This is a genomic window from Paraburkholderia sp. UCT2 (assembly GCF_014397665.1).
Lineage (GTDB): Bacteria > Pseudomonadota > Gammaproteobacteria > Burkholderiales > Burkholderiaceae > Paraburkholderia > Paraburkholderia tuberum.
In genome coordinates this window covers 291,397-307,490 of sequence record NZ_VZQO01000001.1, presented here as the reverse complement: position 1 = coordinate 307,490, position 16,094 = coordinate 291,397, and the positions used below count along the sequence as shown (strand labels likewise).

The 16,094-nt window shown below is 60.3% G+C and carries 9 protein-coding genes, 1 tRNA gene and 1 pseudogene; 5 read left to right on the top strand and 6 right to left on the bottom strand.

Annotated features, from left to right (window positions below):
* Positions 1–10 precede the first annotated feature (10 nt).
* Complete coding sequence (fliD, locus tag F6X39_RS01380) at positions 11–1,639, bottom strand: flagellar filament capping protein FliD (RefSeq protein WP_187615242.1); 1,629 nt, start codon at positions 1,637–1,639, stop codon at positions 11–13.
* Positions 1,640–1,787: 148 nt separating this feature from the next.
* Positions 1,788–3,206: a flagellin gene (locus F6X39_RS01375; protein WP_187615240.1), complete on the bottom strand. Its 1,419-nt coding sequence runs from the start codon at positions 3,204–3,206 to the stop codon at positions 1,788–1,790.
* 414 nt (positions 3,207–3,620) lie between these two features.
* Between F6X39_RS01375 and F6X39_RS01370 the strand changes: the two genes are divergently transcribed.
* The gene (locus tag F6X39_RS01370) at positions 3,621–5,753 is read left to right on the top strand and encodes a tetratricopeptide repeat protein (protein ID WP_316251637.1); all 2,133 of its coding nucleotides are present in this window, start codon (positions 3,621–3,623) and stop codon (positions 5,751–5,753) included.
* A gap of 30 nt (positions 5,754–5,783) precedes the next feature.
* Here F6X39_RS01370 and F6X39_RS01365 read toward each other — a convergent pair whose 3' ends face one another.
* On the bottom strand, positions 5,784–6,083 hold the full coding sequence (locus F6X39_RS01365) for a hypothetical protein (RefSeq protein WP_187615236.1): 300 nt from the start codon (positions 6,081–6,083) through the stop codon (positions 5,784–5,786).
* A 571-nt stretch (positions 6,084–6,654) separates the two neighbouring features.
* On the opposite strand from F6X39_RS01365, the gene F6X39_RS01360 reads away from it, so the two are divergent.
* Both F6X39_RS01360 and F6X39_RS01355 read left to right on the top strand, forming a co-directional pair.
* The gene (locus F6X39_RS01360; protein WP_187615234.1) at positions 6,655–8,079 is read left to right on the top strand and encodes a hypothetical protein; all 1,425 of its coding nucleotides are present in this window, start codon (positions 6,655–6,657) and stop codon (positions 8,077–8,079) included.
* A 653-nt stretch (positions 8,080–8,732) separates the two neighbouring features.
* Complete coding sequence (locus tag F6X39_RS01355; RefSeq protein WP_187615232.1) at positions 8,733–10,316, top strand: DUF262 domain-containing protein; 1,584 nt, start codon at positions 8,733–8,735, stop codon at positions 10,314–10,316.
* 149 nt (positions 10,317–10,465) lie between these two features.
* Here the strand turns inward: F6X39_RS01355 and F6X39_RS01350 are convergent, their stop codons facing one another.
* Positions 10,466–11,380, bottom strand: a complete 915-nt coding sequence (locus F6X39_RS01350; RefSeq protein ID WP_187615230.1) for a phage portal protein — start codon at positions 11,378–11,380, stop codon at positions 10,466–10,468.
* Positions 11,381–11,532: 152 nt separating this feature from the next.
* Between F6X39_RS01350 and F6X39_RS01345 the strand changes: the two are divergent.
* A pseudogene (locus tag F6X39_RS01345) lies at positions 11,533–12,375 on the top strand (tyrosine-type recombinase/integrase); the annotation flags it as partial.
* Between the two features lie 52 nt (positions 12,376–12,427).
* On the opposite strand, the gene F6X39_RS01340 reads toward F6X39_RS01345, so the two are convergent.
* Positions 12,428–12,503: transfer RNA gene (locus F6X39_RS01340), tRNA-Arg, on the bottom strand.
* A gap of 308 nt (positions 12,504–12,811) precedes the next feature.
* On the opposite strand from F6X39_RS01340, the gene F6X39_RS01335 reads away from it, so the two are divergent.
* Positions 12,812–13,711, top strand: a complete 900-nt coding sequence (locus F6X39_RS01335) for a c-type cytochrome (RefSeq protein ID WP_187615228.1) — start codon at positions 12,812–12,814, stop codon at positions 13,709–13,711.
* Between the two features lie 120 nt (positions 13,712–13,831).
* Here the strand turns inward: F6X39_RS01335 and F6X39_RS01330 are convergent, their stop codons facing one another.
* Positions 13,832–15,922, bottom strand: a complete 2,091-nt coding sequence (locus tag F6X39_RS01330; protein WP_187615226.1) for a UvrD-helicase domain-containing protein — start codon at positions 15,920–15,922, stop codon at positions 13,832–13,834.
* Positions 15,923–16,094 lie beyond the last annotated feature (172 nt).

The window sequence follows — 16,094 nt, the reverse complement described above, 5'->3', positions numbered from 1 at the left end:
CTCGTCGCGCTCAGCTCTTGTTCGTGGCGAGCGCGCCTGCGCTGTTGGTGCCACCGAACAGTTGCGTGAGGTATTGCGAGTTGTTGTTCATCGTTGCCATCAGTGAGTTGAGCGCTGTGAACTGCGCGGTATACATACTGGTGAGCTGAGCCTGCCACGCTGTAAGCGTCGTCTGCTGGTTCGAGAGGCTAGTCAGGTCGGCGTTGATCGCGTCCGTACGGTTTTGAATGATGCCGCCGGACGAGGTGTAGTTTGTGATGCTGTCGTCCAGTTGCGCGGCGATGCCGTTGGTCGAATTGAACAGCGAGGCTACAACCGACTGGTTGTTCTGCAACGCATTGCTGAGCGTCGTGTCGTCGACCGACAGCGTGCCGTCCGCCTGGAGCGTAACGCCGATCGCGGCAAGCGTCGTCTGCGAGGTGCCGCTGCCCACGCCGCCGCTCACGATCTTGGCGAGCTGGTTCTGGATCGTGCTCAACGTGGAATCGCCGATTAGCACGCCCTGCGACGTCGAGTTCGCGTTGTACGCCGTCAGCGCCCCCATCGTCGTGACGAGCGTGTTGTAGAGGCTGACGAAATTGTTGATCGCCGAGGACTCCGAGCTGGTGTTCTGCGCGATCGTGAGCGTCTGCGTGGTGCCGACCGCCGCTGCCGTGAGGTTCAGCGTCACGCCGGACACGGCCGTCGTCACGGAGTTCGAGGAGCTGGTTACGCCCACGCCGCCGAGCGTGAAGTACGCATCCTGGGCGGCCTGCGTCTGGGTCCAGCCTGTGCCGGTAATGGTCGACTGGCTGGGGTTGTAGGTCTCCGGGTTGCCGTTGCTATCGAGAACCGGGTTGCCACTGCTATCCAAAACTTGAGCGGTGAGGTCGCTCGCGCTGGAGATCGCCTTGCCGTTGGTGGTCGTCACCGCGAGCTTGTTCAGGTCGTCGGTCGAGCTCGAATCGTTGATCGCGATGCTGATGCCGCTCGACGCGCCGGTCGAGGTCGATTGCAGCACGAGATGCGCGCCGTCCGCGCCGGTCACCACGGTCGCGACCACGCCGGGATTGTCGTTGGCCGAGTTGATCGCCGATGCAATGCCGGCAATCGTGCTGTTCGAGCTATTCAGGGAAATCGTGCTGGTCTTGCCGTTGACCGTCAGGGCCATCGTGGCCGCGCCGGAAGCCAGGTTTTTGGTCGAGCTGTAGCCCGCCGAGGTGAGCACTTGCGACGTGGCGACCTGCGCCACATTGAGCGAGTACGAACCTGCCACCGCGCCCGTGCTGGCCGTGGCGGTAACGCCGCTGCCGCTCAAGGTGGACGAGAACGAGTTGAGCGTCGCACCGTCGCTGAGCGGCTCGGCGGCGGCCTGCAACGCGGACAGTGCCGCGGAGAGCGTGCCGTAGGCCGAGATCAGCGTGTTGTCCGCAGTCTGCTCGGCGGCGATGGTCGCGGACTGGCCGGCAGTCTTCGAGTTGACGAGCGCGGTGACGAGCGAACTTGTGTCCATCGACGAATTGGTCGAGCCGCTAATGATCGACTGGGCGGCTGCCTGCACCGTGGCGTTGGCGTCGGCTGTCGTGGTGGCGACTGCACTCGCGATCGCGCTGGTGGTCGATCCGGTTACGGTGGAGGTGGATCCGGTTACGGTGGACATGAGAAGGCTCCGTGCGTCGGCAATGCCGGTTAAAGCGATTTAACAAGCGGGGTAACGCGGGAAAAGACAATCGGGAGGCAAGCCTCCCGATGGGTTTGCGTCCGGCGCGCATCGAGCCGCGCGCCGGCTGCCTGCAGCGGGAAGCGCCTTACTGGAGGAGCTTCAGGATCTGCTGCGGCTGCGAGTTCGCTTGTGCCAGCACCGAGATACCGGCTTGTTGCAGAACCTGTGCCTTGCTCAGGTTAGCCGTTTCTTGTGCGAAGTCGGCGTCCTGGATCGACGATTGTGCGGTCGACAGGTCGGTCGACTGAGCTTGCTGCGTCGTGCCGATTGCGCTGAAGCGGTTTTGTGCCGCGCCGAGCGTTGCTTGCAGGTTGTTGACAGCGTTCAGCGCGTTGTCGATGGTCAGCATTGCTGCCGAAGCGCCGTCCTTGGTCGAGATGTCGATCTGCGAAACCGTGTTCGACTGGCTCAGCTTGTCGATGGTCGCGCCCATTGCGTCTGTAGTCTTGCCCGCAGCATCGAGATTCGGGTCATCGCCGGCCGCTTGACTCGCGGTCGCGATAGCGCCCGTTACCGCTTCGACTTCGGTCGCCATAGTTGCGCCGGTGTCGCCAGTCAGCGTGGTGTTGCCGTTGCTGTCCGTACCAACAGTACCGCTGGTGAAGACTGCGCTAGCAACAGCGTTAGTCAAGGCCTTACCGTTCTGGTCCGTGAGCGTGAAGCCGCCCTTACCGTCGGCAATCACGTTGATCTGCGAGACAGTAGCGTTCTCGCTGCCGTTCGTATTAAGCGTCCACGTCTGCGAAGCATCACCTGCTGCAGCCGGAAGCGCGGCGCCACCGGTCACTTCGGCCGCGGGGGCATTCGAGAAGGCCGTGATCGTCGAAGCATCGGTGATGGCGTTACCGTTTTGGTCCGTGTACGAGACCGAATTCGTAGCGTTGTCCCACGAAGCCGTGACCGACGTGATACCCGCAGCCGCCGCAGCAGCGCCCGTGCTATCCAGCGAGACCGAGAACGAGCCGAGCGTGTTGCCCGCTGCCGGAACGCCGCCGCCAATCGAAGCAGCGGACATCGACTGCGAGAGATTCAGCGAGATCGACTGACCGACGTTTGCGCCGACCTGGAACGACACGTTGCCCAACGAGCCGTCGAGGACGTTCATGCCGTTGTACGTCGTTTGCGACGCGATACGGTTGATTTCCGAGACTTGCTGGTTCACTTCCTGTTGAAGTGCAGCACGGTCGTTGTCGGTCATCGAACCGTTAGCTGCTTGCGTAGCAAGCTGGCGGATACGCTGGAGCGACGAAGTCAGCGACGACAGACCCGACGATGCCGTTTGCACCATCGACGTACCATCGTTCGAGTTCGACACACCCTGGTTCAGACCGTTGATCTGGGTCTGCATGATGTTCGAGATCGCAAGACCTGCCGCGTCGTCTGCTGCGCTGTTGATGCGCTTGCCCGACGACAGACGCGTGATCGCCTGCGACAGTGCGCTACCCGAGCCGGTCAGGTTTTGCTGCGCGACGAGCGAGTTGGTGTTGGTGTTGATTCCGAGCATTGAGATTCTCCTGATGGGGCTATCGGCCCAGTAACGGCAGCGGGTTCGTTGGCCTGCCGCCTTGTTTGTGATTACGACCCCACCTGGAAAAACTTTAGCTGCCTTCTTGATGCGACCCTCTGGGCTGACGCCCTTCCCTCGCCCGCGTGCAGTGGGGAGGCGCTTTTCAAGATGGTGGACGCCAGGCTTCGTCCTTCGGCGGCTTAAGGCTCGCAGGCGTCGAAGCCACTTCGCGTCGCAATGCTGATTGGGCATCCGATCGCCCTTGATCTGCACCCAGCCTTACGGCTTCGAAAGACAAAGCCCGCGCAGCACGTCATCGGTCGAATTGAACCGAGCTGCCAGCTCAATTCGGGCCGCCACCGCGCGTGCGCATGCCTTAAGCTGCGAATCCACAGCCCCTCTACCACGACCGTGACCGCTACGAGCCCACTTGCCCCCACGCGCCAGCACATTCTGAGCGAAGCCACTGCCCTCAGCGCCACCGGGCAGTTCGCCGACGCACTGGCGCTGCTTGCACCGCTCGTCGGCGCGAAGGCCACCCCCGAGGACGCGGAGCACGCCGATGCGCTCAACCTCGCGGCCATGTGCGCCACGGGTGTGGGCCAGCCCGCGCAGGCGCAAGCTCTATGGTTGCGCTGCATTCAAGCGAAGCCGGATTTCGCCGACGCGTATCTGGGGCTCGGAGCGATGCTCGCGACCCTCAATCAGCTTGCCGAGGCGGAAGCGGTTTACGGGCGGCTTGCCGCGATACGCCCCGATGACGCCGATGTCCACAGCAATCGCGGGATCGTGCTGCACCGTCTCGGACGGCATGACGCGGCCCAGGCCGCGTACCGGGTGGCGCTCGCCCTTCGCCCGGACCACGTCGACGCGAACTACAACCTCGGCATCGTGCTTCATGAACAGCGCCGCCTCGACGAAGCGGAGGCGGCCTATCGCACAGCGCTCGCCGTGAATCCGCAATTTGCCAAGGCGAACAACAACCTCGGCAATCTGTTGCGCGATCGCGGCCGGATCGAAGAGGCTGAAGAAGCGTATCGGCAGGCGCTGCTCGCGCACCCGCAATATCCCGAGGCACTGAACAACCTCGGGGCGCTTTACAGGGCGCTCGGCCGGCTCCGGGAAGCCGAGCTGGCTTGCCGCCTCGCGCTTCAGATCCGCCCCGACTACGCGGACGCGCTCAACAATCTCGGCTGTGCGCTCACCGAACTCAAGCGCCTGCCCGAGGCGGAGAGCGCCTACCGGCAGACGCTCGCGTTGCGCCCCGCCTTCGCCGAGGCGCACTACAACCTCGGCTGCGTCCTGCACGCACTGGACCAACTGGTCGATGCCGAATGCGCGTATCGCGAGGCGCTTCGGCTCGCGCCGAACCGCGTCGAAGCGGCCAATAACCTGGGTTGCACGCTGCTTGCGCAAGCGCGCCTGCCCGAGGCACTCGCGGCGTTTCGCCACGCGCTCACGTTGCGCGCCGACATCGCCGAAACACACTTCAACATCGGCAGCATCGTGAAAGAGCTCGGCGACCCGGAGCAGGCCGAAGCCGCCTACCGCCGCGCGCTCGCGCTGCGCCCCGACTACGGCGACGCGAAGTTCCGTCTCGCCACGCTGCTCATCGGCATGGGCCGCTTCGAAGAAGGCTTTCTCCTCTACGAATGCCGCTACGAGATGGCTGGGTTCGCGCATCACGCCACGCAGTCGATGCTGAGGTGTCCGCGCTGGCGCGGCGAGCCGCTCGCCGGCAAATCACTCCTCGTTTGGCAGGAGGATGGACTCGGCGACATGCTGCAGTTCGGGCGCTATCTGCGCCTGTTGAAGGCTCAGGGCGCCGCGCACGTCGCGTTTGCCTGTATGGCACCGCTACAACGCCTGTTCGCCGATGTCGATGGAGTCGACGCGGTGCTCAGTCATGACGAAGCCTCCGCGCGCGCCGGCGATTTCGATTGCTGGATCAGCGCCCTCAGCGCACCGCTGTATCTGGGCACGACGCTCGACACGATTCCGCCTCCCCTGCGCATCACCCTGGCCCCGTCGCGCGTCGAGCATTGGGGCGCGCGCCTTGCTGTGCTGGGCGCGGGACACCGGGTGGGTCTCGTCTGGAAGGGCAACCCGAAACACCACAACGACGTGCACCGTTCGCTACCGTTGCTCAACACACTGGCGCCGCTCTGGAGCCTGCCGGGCGTGAAGTTCGTGAGCCTGCAAAAAGGCGCGGGCGAAGACGAAGCGCTGTCATTCCCTGCGAGCCTCCCGATCCTGCCTCTCGGCGCGGATCTCGAAGACTTCACCGACACGGCTGCGGTTATCTCGCAACTCGATCTGCTGATCTGCGTGGACACTTCGACAGCACATCTGGCAGCCTCGCTCGGCAAACCATGCTGGGTGCTCTTGCCGGCACGCGATGTGGACTGGCGCTGGATGCACGGCCGCGACGACTCGCCGTGGTATCCCGATACGGTTCGCCTGTTCAGGCGAGGGCTGGATGAACCGTGGCCCGCAGTCGCGGAGCGCGTGCGACAGGCCTGCGCTGCGTGGTTCGGCGCGTGACATCAACGCCGCGCTTGCGCTGAAGTGAGGCTAGTCGCACATGCTGCGAAACACCACGGCAGCGATCATAGGCGCGCAGAGCACGAGCAGCACCAAGGCATCGAGCAGGCGAACCAGGCGGTGTCGCAGATGGGCCAGATGACGCAGCGGAACGCGGCGGCGGCCAGTTCGTTGCACGACCATGCCGGTCAACTGGTTCAGCAGGCCTCGGATTTCAGGGTGGCTTGAAGCGGCTTCCGGGTTCGCGCAGAAAGTTTTCCGGTCGTCGGCGTTGCTGGGGCGTGATGAGACCGGCAACTGATGCTGGAAGCACGCCATGTTGGAGCGCAAGACGTTGGTTCTGACGCCAGGACAAAAAACTAAAGGCCCCAGGCTTTCGCCAAAGGGCCTTGTTTTATCGGGTGGTTTTCTGCGAACCCGGCATCATGTCTAATCCTGGCGCGCCCGGCTGGGATCGAACCAGCAACCCCTGCCTTCGGAGTTTTATCGGCGCACTAAGCTTCTTTATAAATCAATGCCTTACGCAACTCGCAAACTGCAAAGCCAAGGGTAACCAAGGTCAATCAAGGCCGATCCAGTCCACTAAAGCTGCAATTTAGCTGCATTGCCCTAGAAGCAACATCGACGTCATTGGACTCGGACCGTCTCTTTGGCAGGCGACACGATCCACGGTCCCCTACCTCGCGGATTACAAGTCTCCCCGGTCAGAGTTCTTCAGCCGCTATGAGCAAGGCCAATTCTGCAGTCGATCAATGGTCGGGTTTTCACCGGTATATGCTTCAATTGCCCTCAGATCGTCGGCCAATACGGTTGAATTGCGGTGGCCCCATGCCTATACTGCGTCCGACATGGGACAAAATGCCCCGAAAGGAACTAAGTCAACCAAGAGACCGGGGGACGCGTGAGCACCCAAGGAAAAGGAATAGCACGGCCCCTCGACGCTGACGAGCTACGTTTGCTGCTTGAAAGCCTGACAGGGCAGCCGCTGCCGATGAACGCCGATTCGTCCGTCCTTTCGAAAGTTGCCGAATCCGTCGCCAGTGGACATAGCCTTGGACACTCCCAATTTAACGAGCTACTGCTTACGGTTGGGTATGACCGTGTAGACGGAGAGTTTTTCCGATTCTTGTGCGACCCGATCGCCGTGCGGGTAAACGGTGAAAGCACGAACGAGATTTCTTCTGCCGACGACCTCCGTAACGGGATAAATTCGTTTCGGCAACTTGCACTCCTTTTATTTGGTAATGTGAAGTACGGTTTCAAGGAGCTGTCGAGGAACCCGCGGGCGCTAACGATGTTTATCCGCGAAGCGACATCCGAGCGTCCGGACCGTGATTTTCGATCGAGGCATTCGCCTTTGATAGATTTGAAAAAAATCGATAGCAAAGACACTTATTTGCTAGGCTACATATCAGGGCGAGAGTTAGAAGATAAACTAAAATCTGCCCCGGAAGATCAGCAGCTCCTGCAAAAACAATCCCACCGAAACGAAATCATCCAGCGCGGCCAATGGAACCATAGTGCCTATCTGACATTTGATCATCTTGACGTGTATGTCGCCACATCGATGCGAGAACGGCACGAGTACGTATTCGTAAACGAATTTATGAACCGGATTACAGAAGATCCACACATAAGTGACCTAAAACTGCGGTTTTTTGATCCGACAAGTGCATATTGCCCAAATCGGTTAGATAAAGGTCTAGCGGAAGCATTGATGCTGAAGCGGGCGAAGTGCACGGTGTATCTTGCACAAGAATCAGATACGCTTGGCAAGGACTCTGAGCTCGCTTCAACACTCGCTCAAGGCAAACCAGTTATAGCGTTCGTGCCCGAGATGAGCGATAAATTTTGGGCGTACCTTTACGAAACGTTCATCGAAATCTATAAAGAGCACACCGAAGAACAGATATTACTAAAGCTACTTAGAATTTACAAACCAGAATCGGCTTGGACTGACGATGATATTTTAAATCACCTATCAGAGAAGCAGATTCTAACGAATGATATCTTGAAGCAAAAATCTCGAAATGCGGTGGAAGATCATTACAATAAACGCGCCAAGGTCCTCAAGGACGATCACCCATTGGGTCTTCAGACAAATTTGAATACGGGAGTCGCCAATGGGGTTTTAGTTGTTCGGAATATCGAGAATTGTGCTCAATTGATTAGAAGAATTGTCTTGAACAAAATGGAGTTTAGAATTGAAGATCAGGCAGGTGGATACGTTTTGTTAAAAGAGAAAATTAGCGACTGCACTTTTAGAGTAATGACCGGAGATCGTTTGCTTACCAATAGTTTCTGGAACTTCTACAATGTAGAGTAGTTACGTGTGCAATAGCGCAACTTAGGAGAGAAAAAATGGCGAAGCTTCATGGAGAAAAAGGATCGATATACGACACACTTTATGTGTCGCGCTTAATTCGCGAATCTCGCACTTCCTCAGGAGAACCGGCTTTATCGACTGTGAACGTCCTTGACGCGTCACAGCCTCGCACTCAGTCGCTCACGGCCTTGGTGTCGCACTACGAGGAGGCAGCAGGTGGTAACAATGGCAAGAATGCCGAATAGAGAATTCCTGACAACTCCGGCAACATTCATGTCAGTCTTTAGCTAGCCAGAACGCATGAGAGCCGCTGGTTCGGGCAACCGCCTGGCATCATCATGTCCAATCGATCGACGCTAGCGCGGAACAGGTGAGAAGCCTGAGCTATGCGCGCACCAAATTGCATCACTCTGATGCACAAAAAATCCCGCTCTGCCCCTTGTGGCGCCGGGGCGGACAGACAGTCCCCGGGTGCATCAAAACCAGCCACCCAAGAAGCGGGCAGGCGGGGAGGGGACTGCGAAAAGCATCTCGGCGACTCAAACGCTGCGTTTGCATAAGTTCAGCGTAGGCTTCATCTGACCAGCATCTACGGTTCGATACTTTCAGGTACATTTACATGCTCGAAGATCGCGCGCGGGGATAGAGACACTATGGAATATCAGCACTATTCGATTCGAAAGATGCTCGACGCCGTTGTGAGCGGGGAGATCCGAATTCCGGCCTTCCAGCGAGGCTTCGTATGGGAGATGGACCGCGTTGCTTACTTGCTCGATAGCATCTACAAGGGCTACCCTTTTGGCTCCCTCCTCTTCTGGCGCACCAAACAACAGTTGACGACCGAGAGGAGCTTAGGCACGTTCACGTTGCCCGTCCCGCAGGTTGACTATCCGATCGACTACGTACTTGACGGTCAGCAGCGTCTGACGTCGATCTTCACAGTGTTCCAGACGGAACTGGTAGCTGAAGTCAATCCCGACTGGGCAGACATCTACTTCGATCTTGACGCGAGCGACAACGCTCAAGACAGCGTATTTGTGGCGATCTCAGAAGGTGATGAAATCGATAAGAGTCGCTACTTCCCGATGAATGTTTTATTTGATTCTGTGAAGTACCGCGCGAGTACTGAGCATCTTAAACCGGAGCAGATCGCGCTCGTTGACAGGCTTCAGGAGAAATTCAAAGAGGTTTCGATCCCGGTGCAGGTGCTTAAGAGCGAAGATCGTTCAATCGTCGCGATTGTCTTCGAGCGAATCAACCACCTTGGAGTCGCTCTCGACACGTTGCAACTTCTATCTGCATGGACATGGAGCGATGACTTTGATCTGCTGGAGAAATTCAAGGAACTGCGTGAGGAACTATCAGACTTTGGCTTCGCAGGCGTCGGCGACGATGCCGACTTAGTGTTGAGTTGCGTGGCCGGAATCCTCACGGGGGAGCCAGGGCCTGAGAAGTTGCTAGAACTGAACGGCGCGGAAGTGAGGGCGCAGTTCTCTACCGTCGAAAACGGGATTCGCGGAGCAATCGATTTTCTCAGAACGCAACTCAAAGTCGTCCATTTAAAGCTGCTACCGTACCCATCGATGCTAGTCCCGTTGGCCGTTTTCTTTGCCGAGCCGGATGGTAAGGAGGTGGTCTATGGAGGGCAGACGTATCAAACAATCAAGCGTTGGTTCTGGCGTACTTGTTTTTCCGCTCGATACACGAGCCAGACCCGAAAAACCACCATCAATGATATCGAACAGATGGTGAAACTGAAGGCCGGCCAGCCGAACACCCTGGACAACATCGACGTTGTCGTAAAGCCAGAGTTTTTCCAAAGCTCGTTCCGAGTTGGTGCGGCGGCGACGAAAACCTTCGTGCTGCTGTTGGCGAATAACGACCCGCGAAGTCTTCTCTCTGGAAAGAACATCGAACTTGATAAGGTATTACAGCGCTACAACCGGTCAGAGTTCCATCACATTTACCCACGGGCATTCCTGCGAGAGATTAACGTACCTGATACACAGATTAACGTCCTCGGAAACTTCTGCTTCCTCAGCGCAGCAGAAAACAAGAACATCGGGCGAAAGCGCCCTTCGGCGTATCTGGGTGACCTTGTCGGCGACGACAAAGCGCGTGCTTCGACACTCGCGACAGCGTTTTGCCTCGATAGCGAATTCGACGATGATTACCATCCTTTCCTTACCGCAAGATGCGCCCGGCTTGCAGAGTTTGCGAATAAGCTGATGGTTTGATGACCCTTGCAAACGCCTTCCGGCGCCGCTCACTGCCCACAAAGCTGACGGCGGCGAACGGGCGGCGTAGAACCACGTATGTTCGGCACGCTAGACGCGCCCAGCTGCTTTCCTTGACAAGCGCCCCTGTGAACCGAAACGCCGGTTGCCTACCCGGCGGCTTTCCGTACTTTGATCGAATAAGGGTTGAACCGCACAACCTCGTCGCCGATCCACTCATTGATCTGCGAGAAGCGCCGCTGCAACGGCTCGATTTCATTACGCCCGAATACCTCGGCGGCCGTGTCGGCCGCGCCAAATCCGCCGGTATTGCTCGGCACGATCCCCATAAGCTGCGGGGGGATGCGATGCGCCGCAAGCAAGTCGTCGCGCGTGACGTTTTTCATGTTGAAAAACTCGTCTTTCGCCGTGACCTCTGAAACGGGAATGAGCTGGATACCGTCTTTCTTGCCGTTCGGCGCGTACATGAACAGGTTTCGGAAATTGCCTGGCCCTTTGCTGTTTTTCAACGCCTCGCGCATGTTGTCGACATCGGTTTGCGATTGCGCTGCATCCGTCATGTACAGGATGAAACCCGCGTGCGAACCATTCTCGTAATACCGCCGGCGAAAGAGCGTCGCCGATTCGTTCAACCATGCTGCGTGCAAGGCACCGAGATATTCGGGCAAGCCGTACACCTCCTGATTAATGTCCGGTTCCATCAGGTGATGAACAGTCCCGGCCGCGAACTCGTGCGACGCCTGCCACCCGTTGACCTGATAGAAGCGCTGTAGGTCCGTCGCGCGGCGCATGTACTTGGCTGGCGCCCGCTCTAACGCGAGCGGCCCGCCTAGCCGGTTCTTTCGAAGCTCAAGATACCCATTGCCGAACGTGAGGAAATCGAGCGCCCACTTATCGAACACTTCGCGCGTGAGCAACTTGTGCGGAATGAACGTCGCGGAAAGCACGTTGCGTTTGAAGTAGATCGCGGAGCCGTGATGGACGCCCGCACGAAACGTCTTTGCAAGGCCCGACCACGACACCGGCGGCTCGAACCAATTACCCGCCGGGAGGCGGACAAGCATTACAAGGCAGCACTGGCACCCAGGACAAAGTCAAGGCGCAGGAATTCCATGACCGGCTGAAAGCCGATTTATAGGATCAGGCGAAGCTCGGCCACAAGCCGCGTTACACCTGGAATGATGCGGTCGTCCGCTACGTCGCCGACCGCGAAGGCCTGTCGAGTCTCGAGACCAGCAAGACGCACCTGCGCTGGCTCGACCAGCACCTGTCCGGCGTGCAATTGGTGGATATCGACCGCAACCAGATTGACGCAATTGCGCATATCAAGCGGATGGAGCCGCGAGTCGTGCAGACGCGCAACGGTCCAAAGCAGCTCGGGCGCAACGTCAGTGCAGGAACGGTCAATCGCGTCATCGGGGTGCTCAAGGCCGTTCTGAACGCAGCGGTCGAATGGGAGTGGATCGACCGGGCGCCAAGGACGAAAAAGACGAAAGTCGTGTCGCGCCGGATACGTTGGCTGACCCCAGCGGAGGCTGGACGTCTGCTGACCGAGTTGCCGACGCAGCTGGCCGACATGGCGCAATTCAGCCTCGAAACCGGACTGCGTCGCGCCAACGTGACCGGCCTGCTGTGGTCGCAGGTCGATATCGTGCGGCGCGGCGCGTGGATTCATCCGGACCAGGCGAAAGCACGCAAGGCGATCACGGTGCCGCTGTCGGACACGGCAATCGCGGTGCTGCTGCGGCAACGCGGGAAGAAACGGAAGCCCGAGCACGTCGAAAGCGTGTTCGTGTACCACGGCAAGCCGGTCTACCAGACCGTAACCGCCGCATGGACCAAAGCGCTCAAACGCGCCGGCATCCGCGATTTCCGCTGGCACGATCTGCGCCACACATGGGCAAGCTGGCACGTGCAGCGCGGCACGCCATTACAGGTGCTCAAGGAGATGGGAGGATGGGAAACGCTAGAAATGGTGCAGCGGTATGCGCACCTGTCGGCCGATCACCTGGCGCAGTGGGTGCAGCCGATGATGGTGCAAGCCGCACCGCAGTTAGCTGCAATTCGTGGGGAGCGGGAACGGGTGAATTCGTTGGAACCCTTGTCAGGGTTGGTGCGCCCGGCTGGGATCGAACCAGCAACCCCTGCCTTCGGAGGGCAGTACTCTATCCATTGAGCTACGGGCGCTTCACCACAAAACTGCGGGGAATCTACGCGAAAGCGCGCCAACCAGAACGGACGCGACGCCAACGCGAGAGACCGCAAGGATACCCGGTTTCGGCCGAACCGTCCACAGGACGGCCTCCGACGCCCATCCCAGCGTCTTCCCCGACCCCTGCCATCGTCCATACCGATCCGGGTAAACGCCTGCTGAACACCGTCCTGGCCCCCTCGCCGCCGCCGAAAGCTTACGTCTATAATCGTCCGTGGCTGATAAAGAACAAGAAGTTGCCGTCGCGCTGTACCGCTCACACACCCACGGAGACGAGACAAGCATGAGCGAAGCACCACACGGAGCCCCGATCAAAACCCCAGCACAGCTTATCGCCGCGGTCATCGCCGGGTTTGCTGTGCCGATCGTCATCATCGTTCTGCTCGCCGTCTACGTCGATAATTCGACGCGCACCGGCGCCGGCACCGACTCTCTCTCCGAAGCCGAAGTCACCTCCCGCATCCATCCGATCGCCCAAGTCGAGATTCGCGACGCCAACGCACCGCGCGTCTACAAGAGCGGCGAGGAAGTCTACAAGGCGGTCTGCTCGGCGTGTCACGCGTCGGGTGCCGCAGGCGCGCCGAAATTCACCAACACCGCCGACTGGGCGCCGCGCATCGCGCAGGGCTTCGACACGCTGTGGCACACCGCGCTGTCCGGCAAGGGCGCCATGCCGCCGCGCGGCGGCACGAGCCCCGACGACTACAGTGACTTCGAGATCGCGCGCGCGGTGGTCTATATGGCGAACAATTCGGGCGCGAGCTTCCCCGAGCCGGCGCTGCCGGCGGCGGGCGCGGCCGCGGCATCCGGTGCGACAGCGGCATCCGGTGCAGCAGGTGCATCGGATGCGGGCGCGGCCCAGGCCGCCGCGGCGCTGGCCGCAATGGCCAGCGTGCCGCAGACTCCCGCCCCGGCAGCAGGTGGCGCGCAAAGCGCGGACGCCTCGCAGGCCGGCAAAGCGCTGTATCAGTCGGTATGCCAGGCCTGTCACGCGACCGGCGTGCTGAACGCGCCGAAGTTCGGCGACAAGGAAGCATGGGCGCCGCGCCTGAAGGACCCGATGGACACTGTCTATAACTACGCGCTGCACGGCAAGGGCGCGATGCCGCCGAAGGGCGGCTCGAACGCCTCGGATGCGGACGTGAAGGCCGCAGTCGACTATATGGTCAGCGCGGTGAAGTAAAGCACACGGCATCGGTCGTCGCTGAAATGAAAAATCCCTGCATGCGCTAACGCGATGCAGGGATTTTTTATGTGCAATCGCAAGCAAACGTACCTGGCGGGCACTTGCAGTCCCGCCCGCTCACGACTTCTGCAACAACGCCTTCAGGCTCGCGAGCCGGTCCTTCGGCGACATCGGCGCTTCTTCCGGTGTCGGCGGCGGCGCATCGTCGAGCAGCATTTCGTTGATGAAGCGCGACGCCTCGCAGACGACCGTCTCCCGCGCCCGCTTGCGCTTCTTGCACCAGTTCAGATGCAGGCTGCGCTGCGCGCGCGTGATCGCGACGTACATCAGCCTACGTTCCTCCTCGATGCGCGCGTCGTCGATCGGCTCGTCGTCCGCGCCGCCCCGATGCGGCATGATGCCTTCCTCGACGCCGACCAGGAACACGTGCGGATACTCGAGCCCCTTCGACGCATGCACGGTCGACAGCCGCACCGCATCCGGATCTTCCTCGCGGCCTTCGAGCATCGACATCAGCGCGACCGTCTGGATCAGCCCGAGCAGGTTCTTGCCGGTGTCGCCGAAGCCGTCGGCGGTGTCGTAGCCGGTCGCTTCGCTGCCGCTGCCGTGCTCCGGCTCTTCCTTCGTGCCCTTGCGCTTGAGCCACTCGATGAACTCCAGCACGTTCTGCCACTTCGCCTGCGCCTGGCGTTCGTCGAACGCGTCATACAGATACGCTTCGTAGTGGATCGCCTCCATCAGCTCATTGAGTAGCGTGCCCGCCGCGTCCTTCTCCGCGCGGTCGGTCAGGCGCTGCATGAAGTCGCAGAACGTGCGCATCGGCTCGATCTGACGCGGCGACAGACGCGCCTCGATGCCGCCCATGTAGACCGCCTCGAACAGCGACACCTTCGCCTGACCCGCGAACGCGCCGAGCGCCTCCAGCGTCGTATTGCCGACGCCGCGACGCGGTGTCGTGATCGCGCGGATGAACGCGGGATCGTCGTTCGCGTTGGCGATCAGACGCAGGTACGCGCAGATGTCCTTGATCTCGGCCTTATCGAAGAACGACTGGCCGCCCGACAGCACGTACGGAATCCGTTCGCGGCGCAGCACCTGCTCGAAGATGCGCGCCTGGAAGTTGCCGCGATAGAGGATCGCGTAGTCGCGGAAATTCGCGCGCCGCTCGAACTTGTGCGCGGACAGCCTAAACACGACCGACTCCGCCTCATGCTCCTCGTCGTTGCAGCCCGTCACCGTGATCGTGTCGCCCATGCCGTGCTCGGACCACAGCTTCTTCTCGAACAGCTTCGGATTGTTCGCGATCACGTTGTTCGCGGCGCTCAGGATGCGCACCGTCGAGCGGTAATTCTGCTCGAGCTTGATCAGGTGCAGGTTCGGGAAATCCTTGCCGAGCTGGCCGAGGTTTTCGAGGGTCGCGCCGCGCCAGCCGTAGATCGCCTGATCGTCGTCGCCGACCGCCGTGAACGCCGCCCGCTTGCCGGCCAGGAGCTTCACCAGTTCGTACTGGCATGCGTTGGTGTCCTGATACTCGTCGATCAGCAGATAGCGCAGCTTGTTCTGCCAGCGGTCGCGCACCTGCTCGTTGCTCGCGAACAGTTCGGCGGGCAGGCGGATCAGATCGTCGAAATCGACCGCCTGGTACGCGTGCAGCGTCGCCACGTAGTTGCGATAGACGATCGCCGCCTGATGCTCGTCCTCGGTCGAGGCGATCGCGATCGCCTGCTCGGGCATGATCAGGCCATTCTTCCACAGCGAGATGATCGACTGGATCTTGCGGATGAAGCCCTTGTCCGTCGAGCCGACCTGCTCCTGGATCATGCCGAAGCAGTCGTCGGAATCCATGATCGAGAACTGCGGCTTCAGGCCGACATGCTCCGCCTCCTGACGCAAAATCTGCACGCCGAGCGAGTGGAACGTACACACCGTCAGCTGGTTCACGGGCACCTTGCGGCCTTGCTTGCCGGGTGCGGTCAGCGTCTTGCCTTCGAGCAGCTTGCCGACGCGCTCGCGCATCTCCGCCGCGGCCTTGTTCGTAAACGTGACGGCGGCGATGTGGCGTGGCTCGAAGCCCTTCGCTTCGATCAGGTGCGCGATTTTCTGCGTGATCACGCGCGTCTTGCCGCTGCCGGCGCCGGCGAGCACGAGACAGGGACCGTCGAGATAACGGACCGCTTCACTTTGAGCGGGGTTCAGGCCTGCGGACATCGTTTGTGGATGGGTAATACGGTTGAGGGCCGCTGAGGTCGGACCGGCGGGTGGCGCCGGCCGAAGGCCCGGGGCATGCTGCGCGGCGCAATGCGCGCGAGAGGTGCGATGTTAACATGGCCACCGCGATGGCCACCGCGATGGACGCCCTCGTTGGATGCCTCGATGGTTC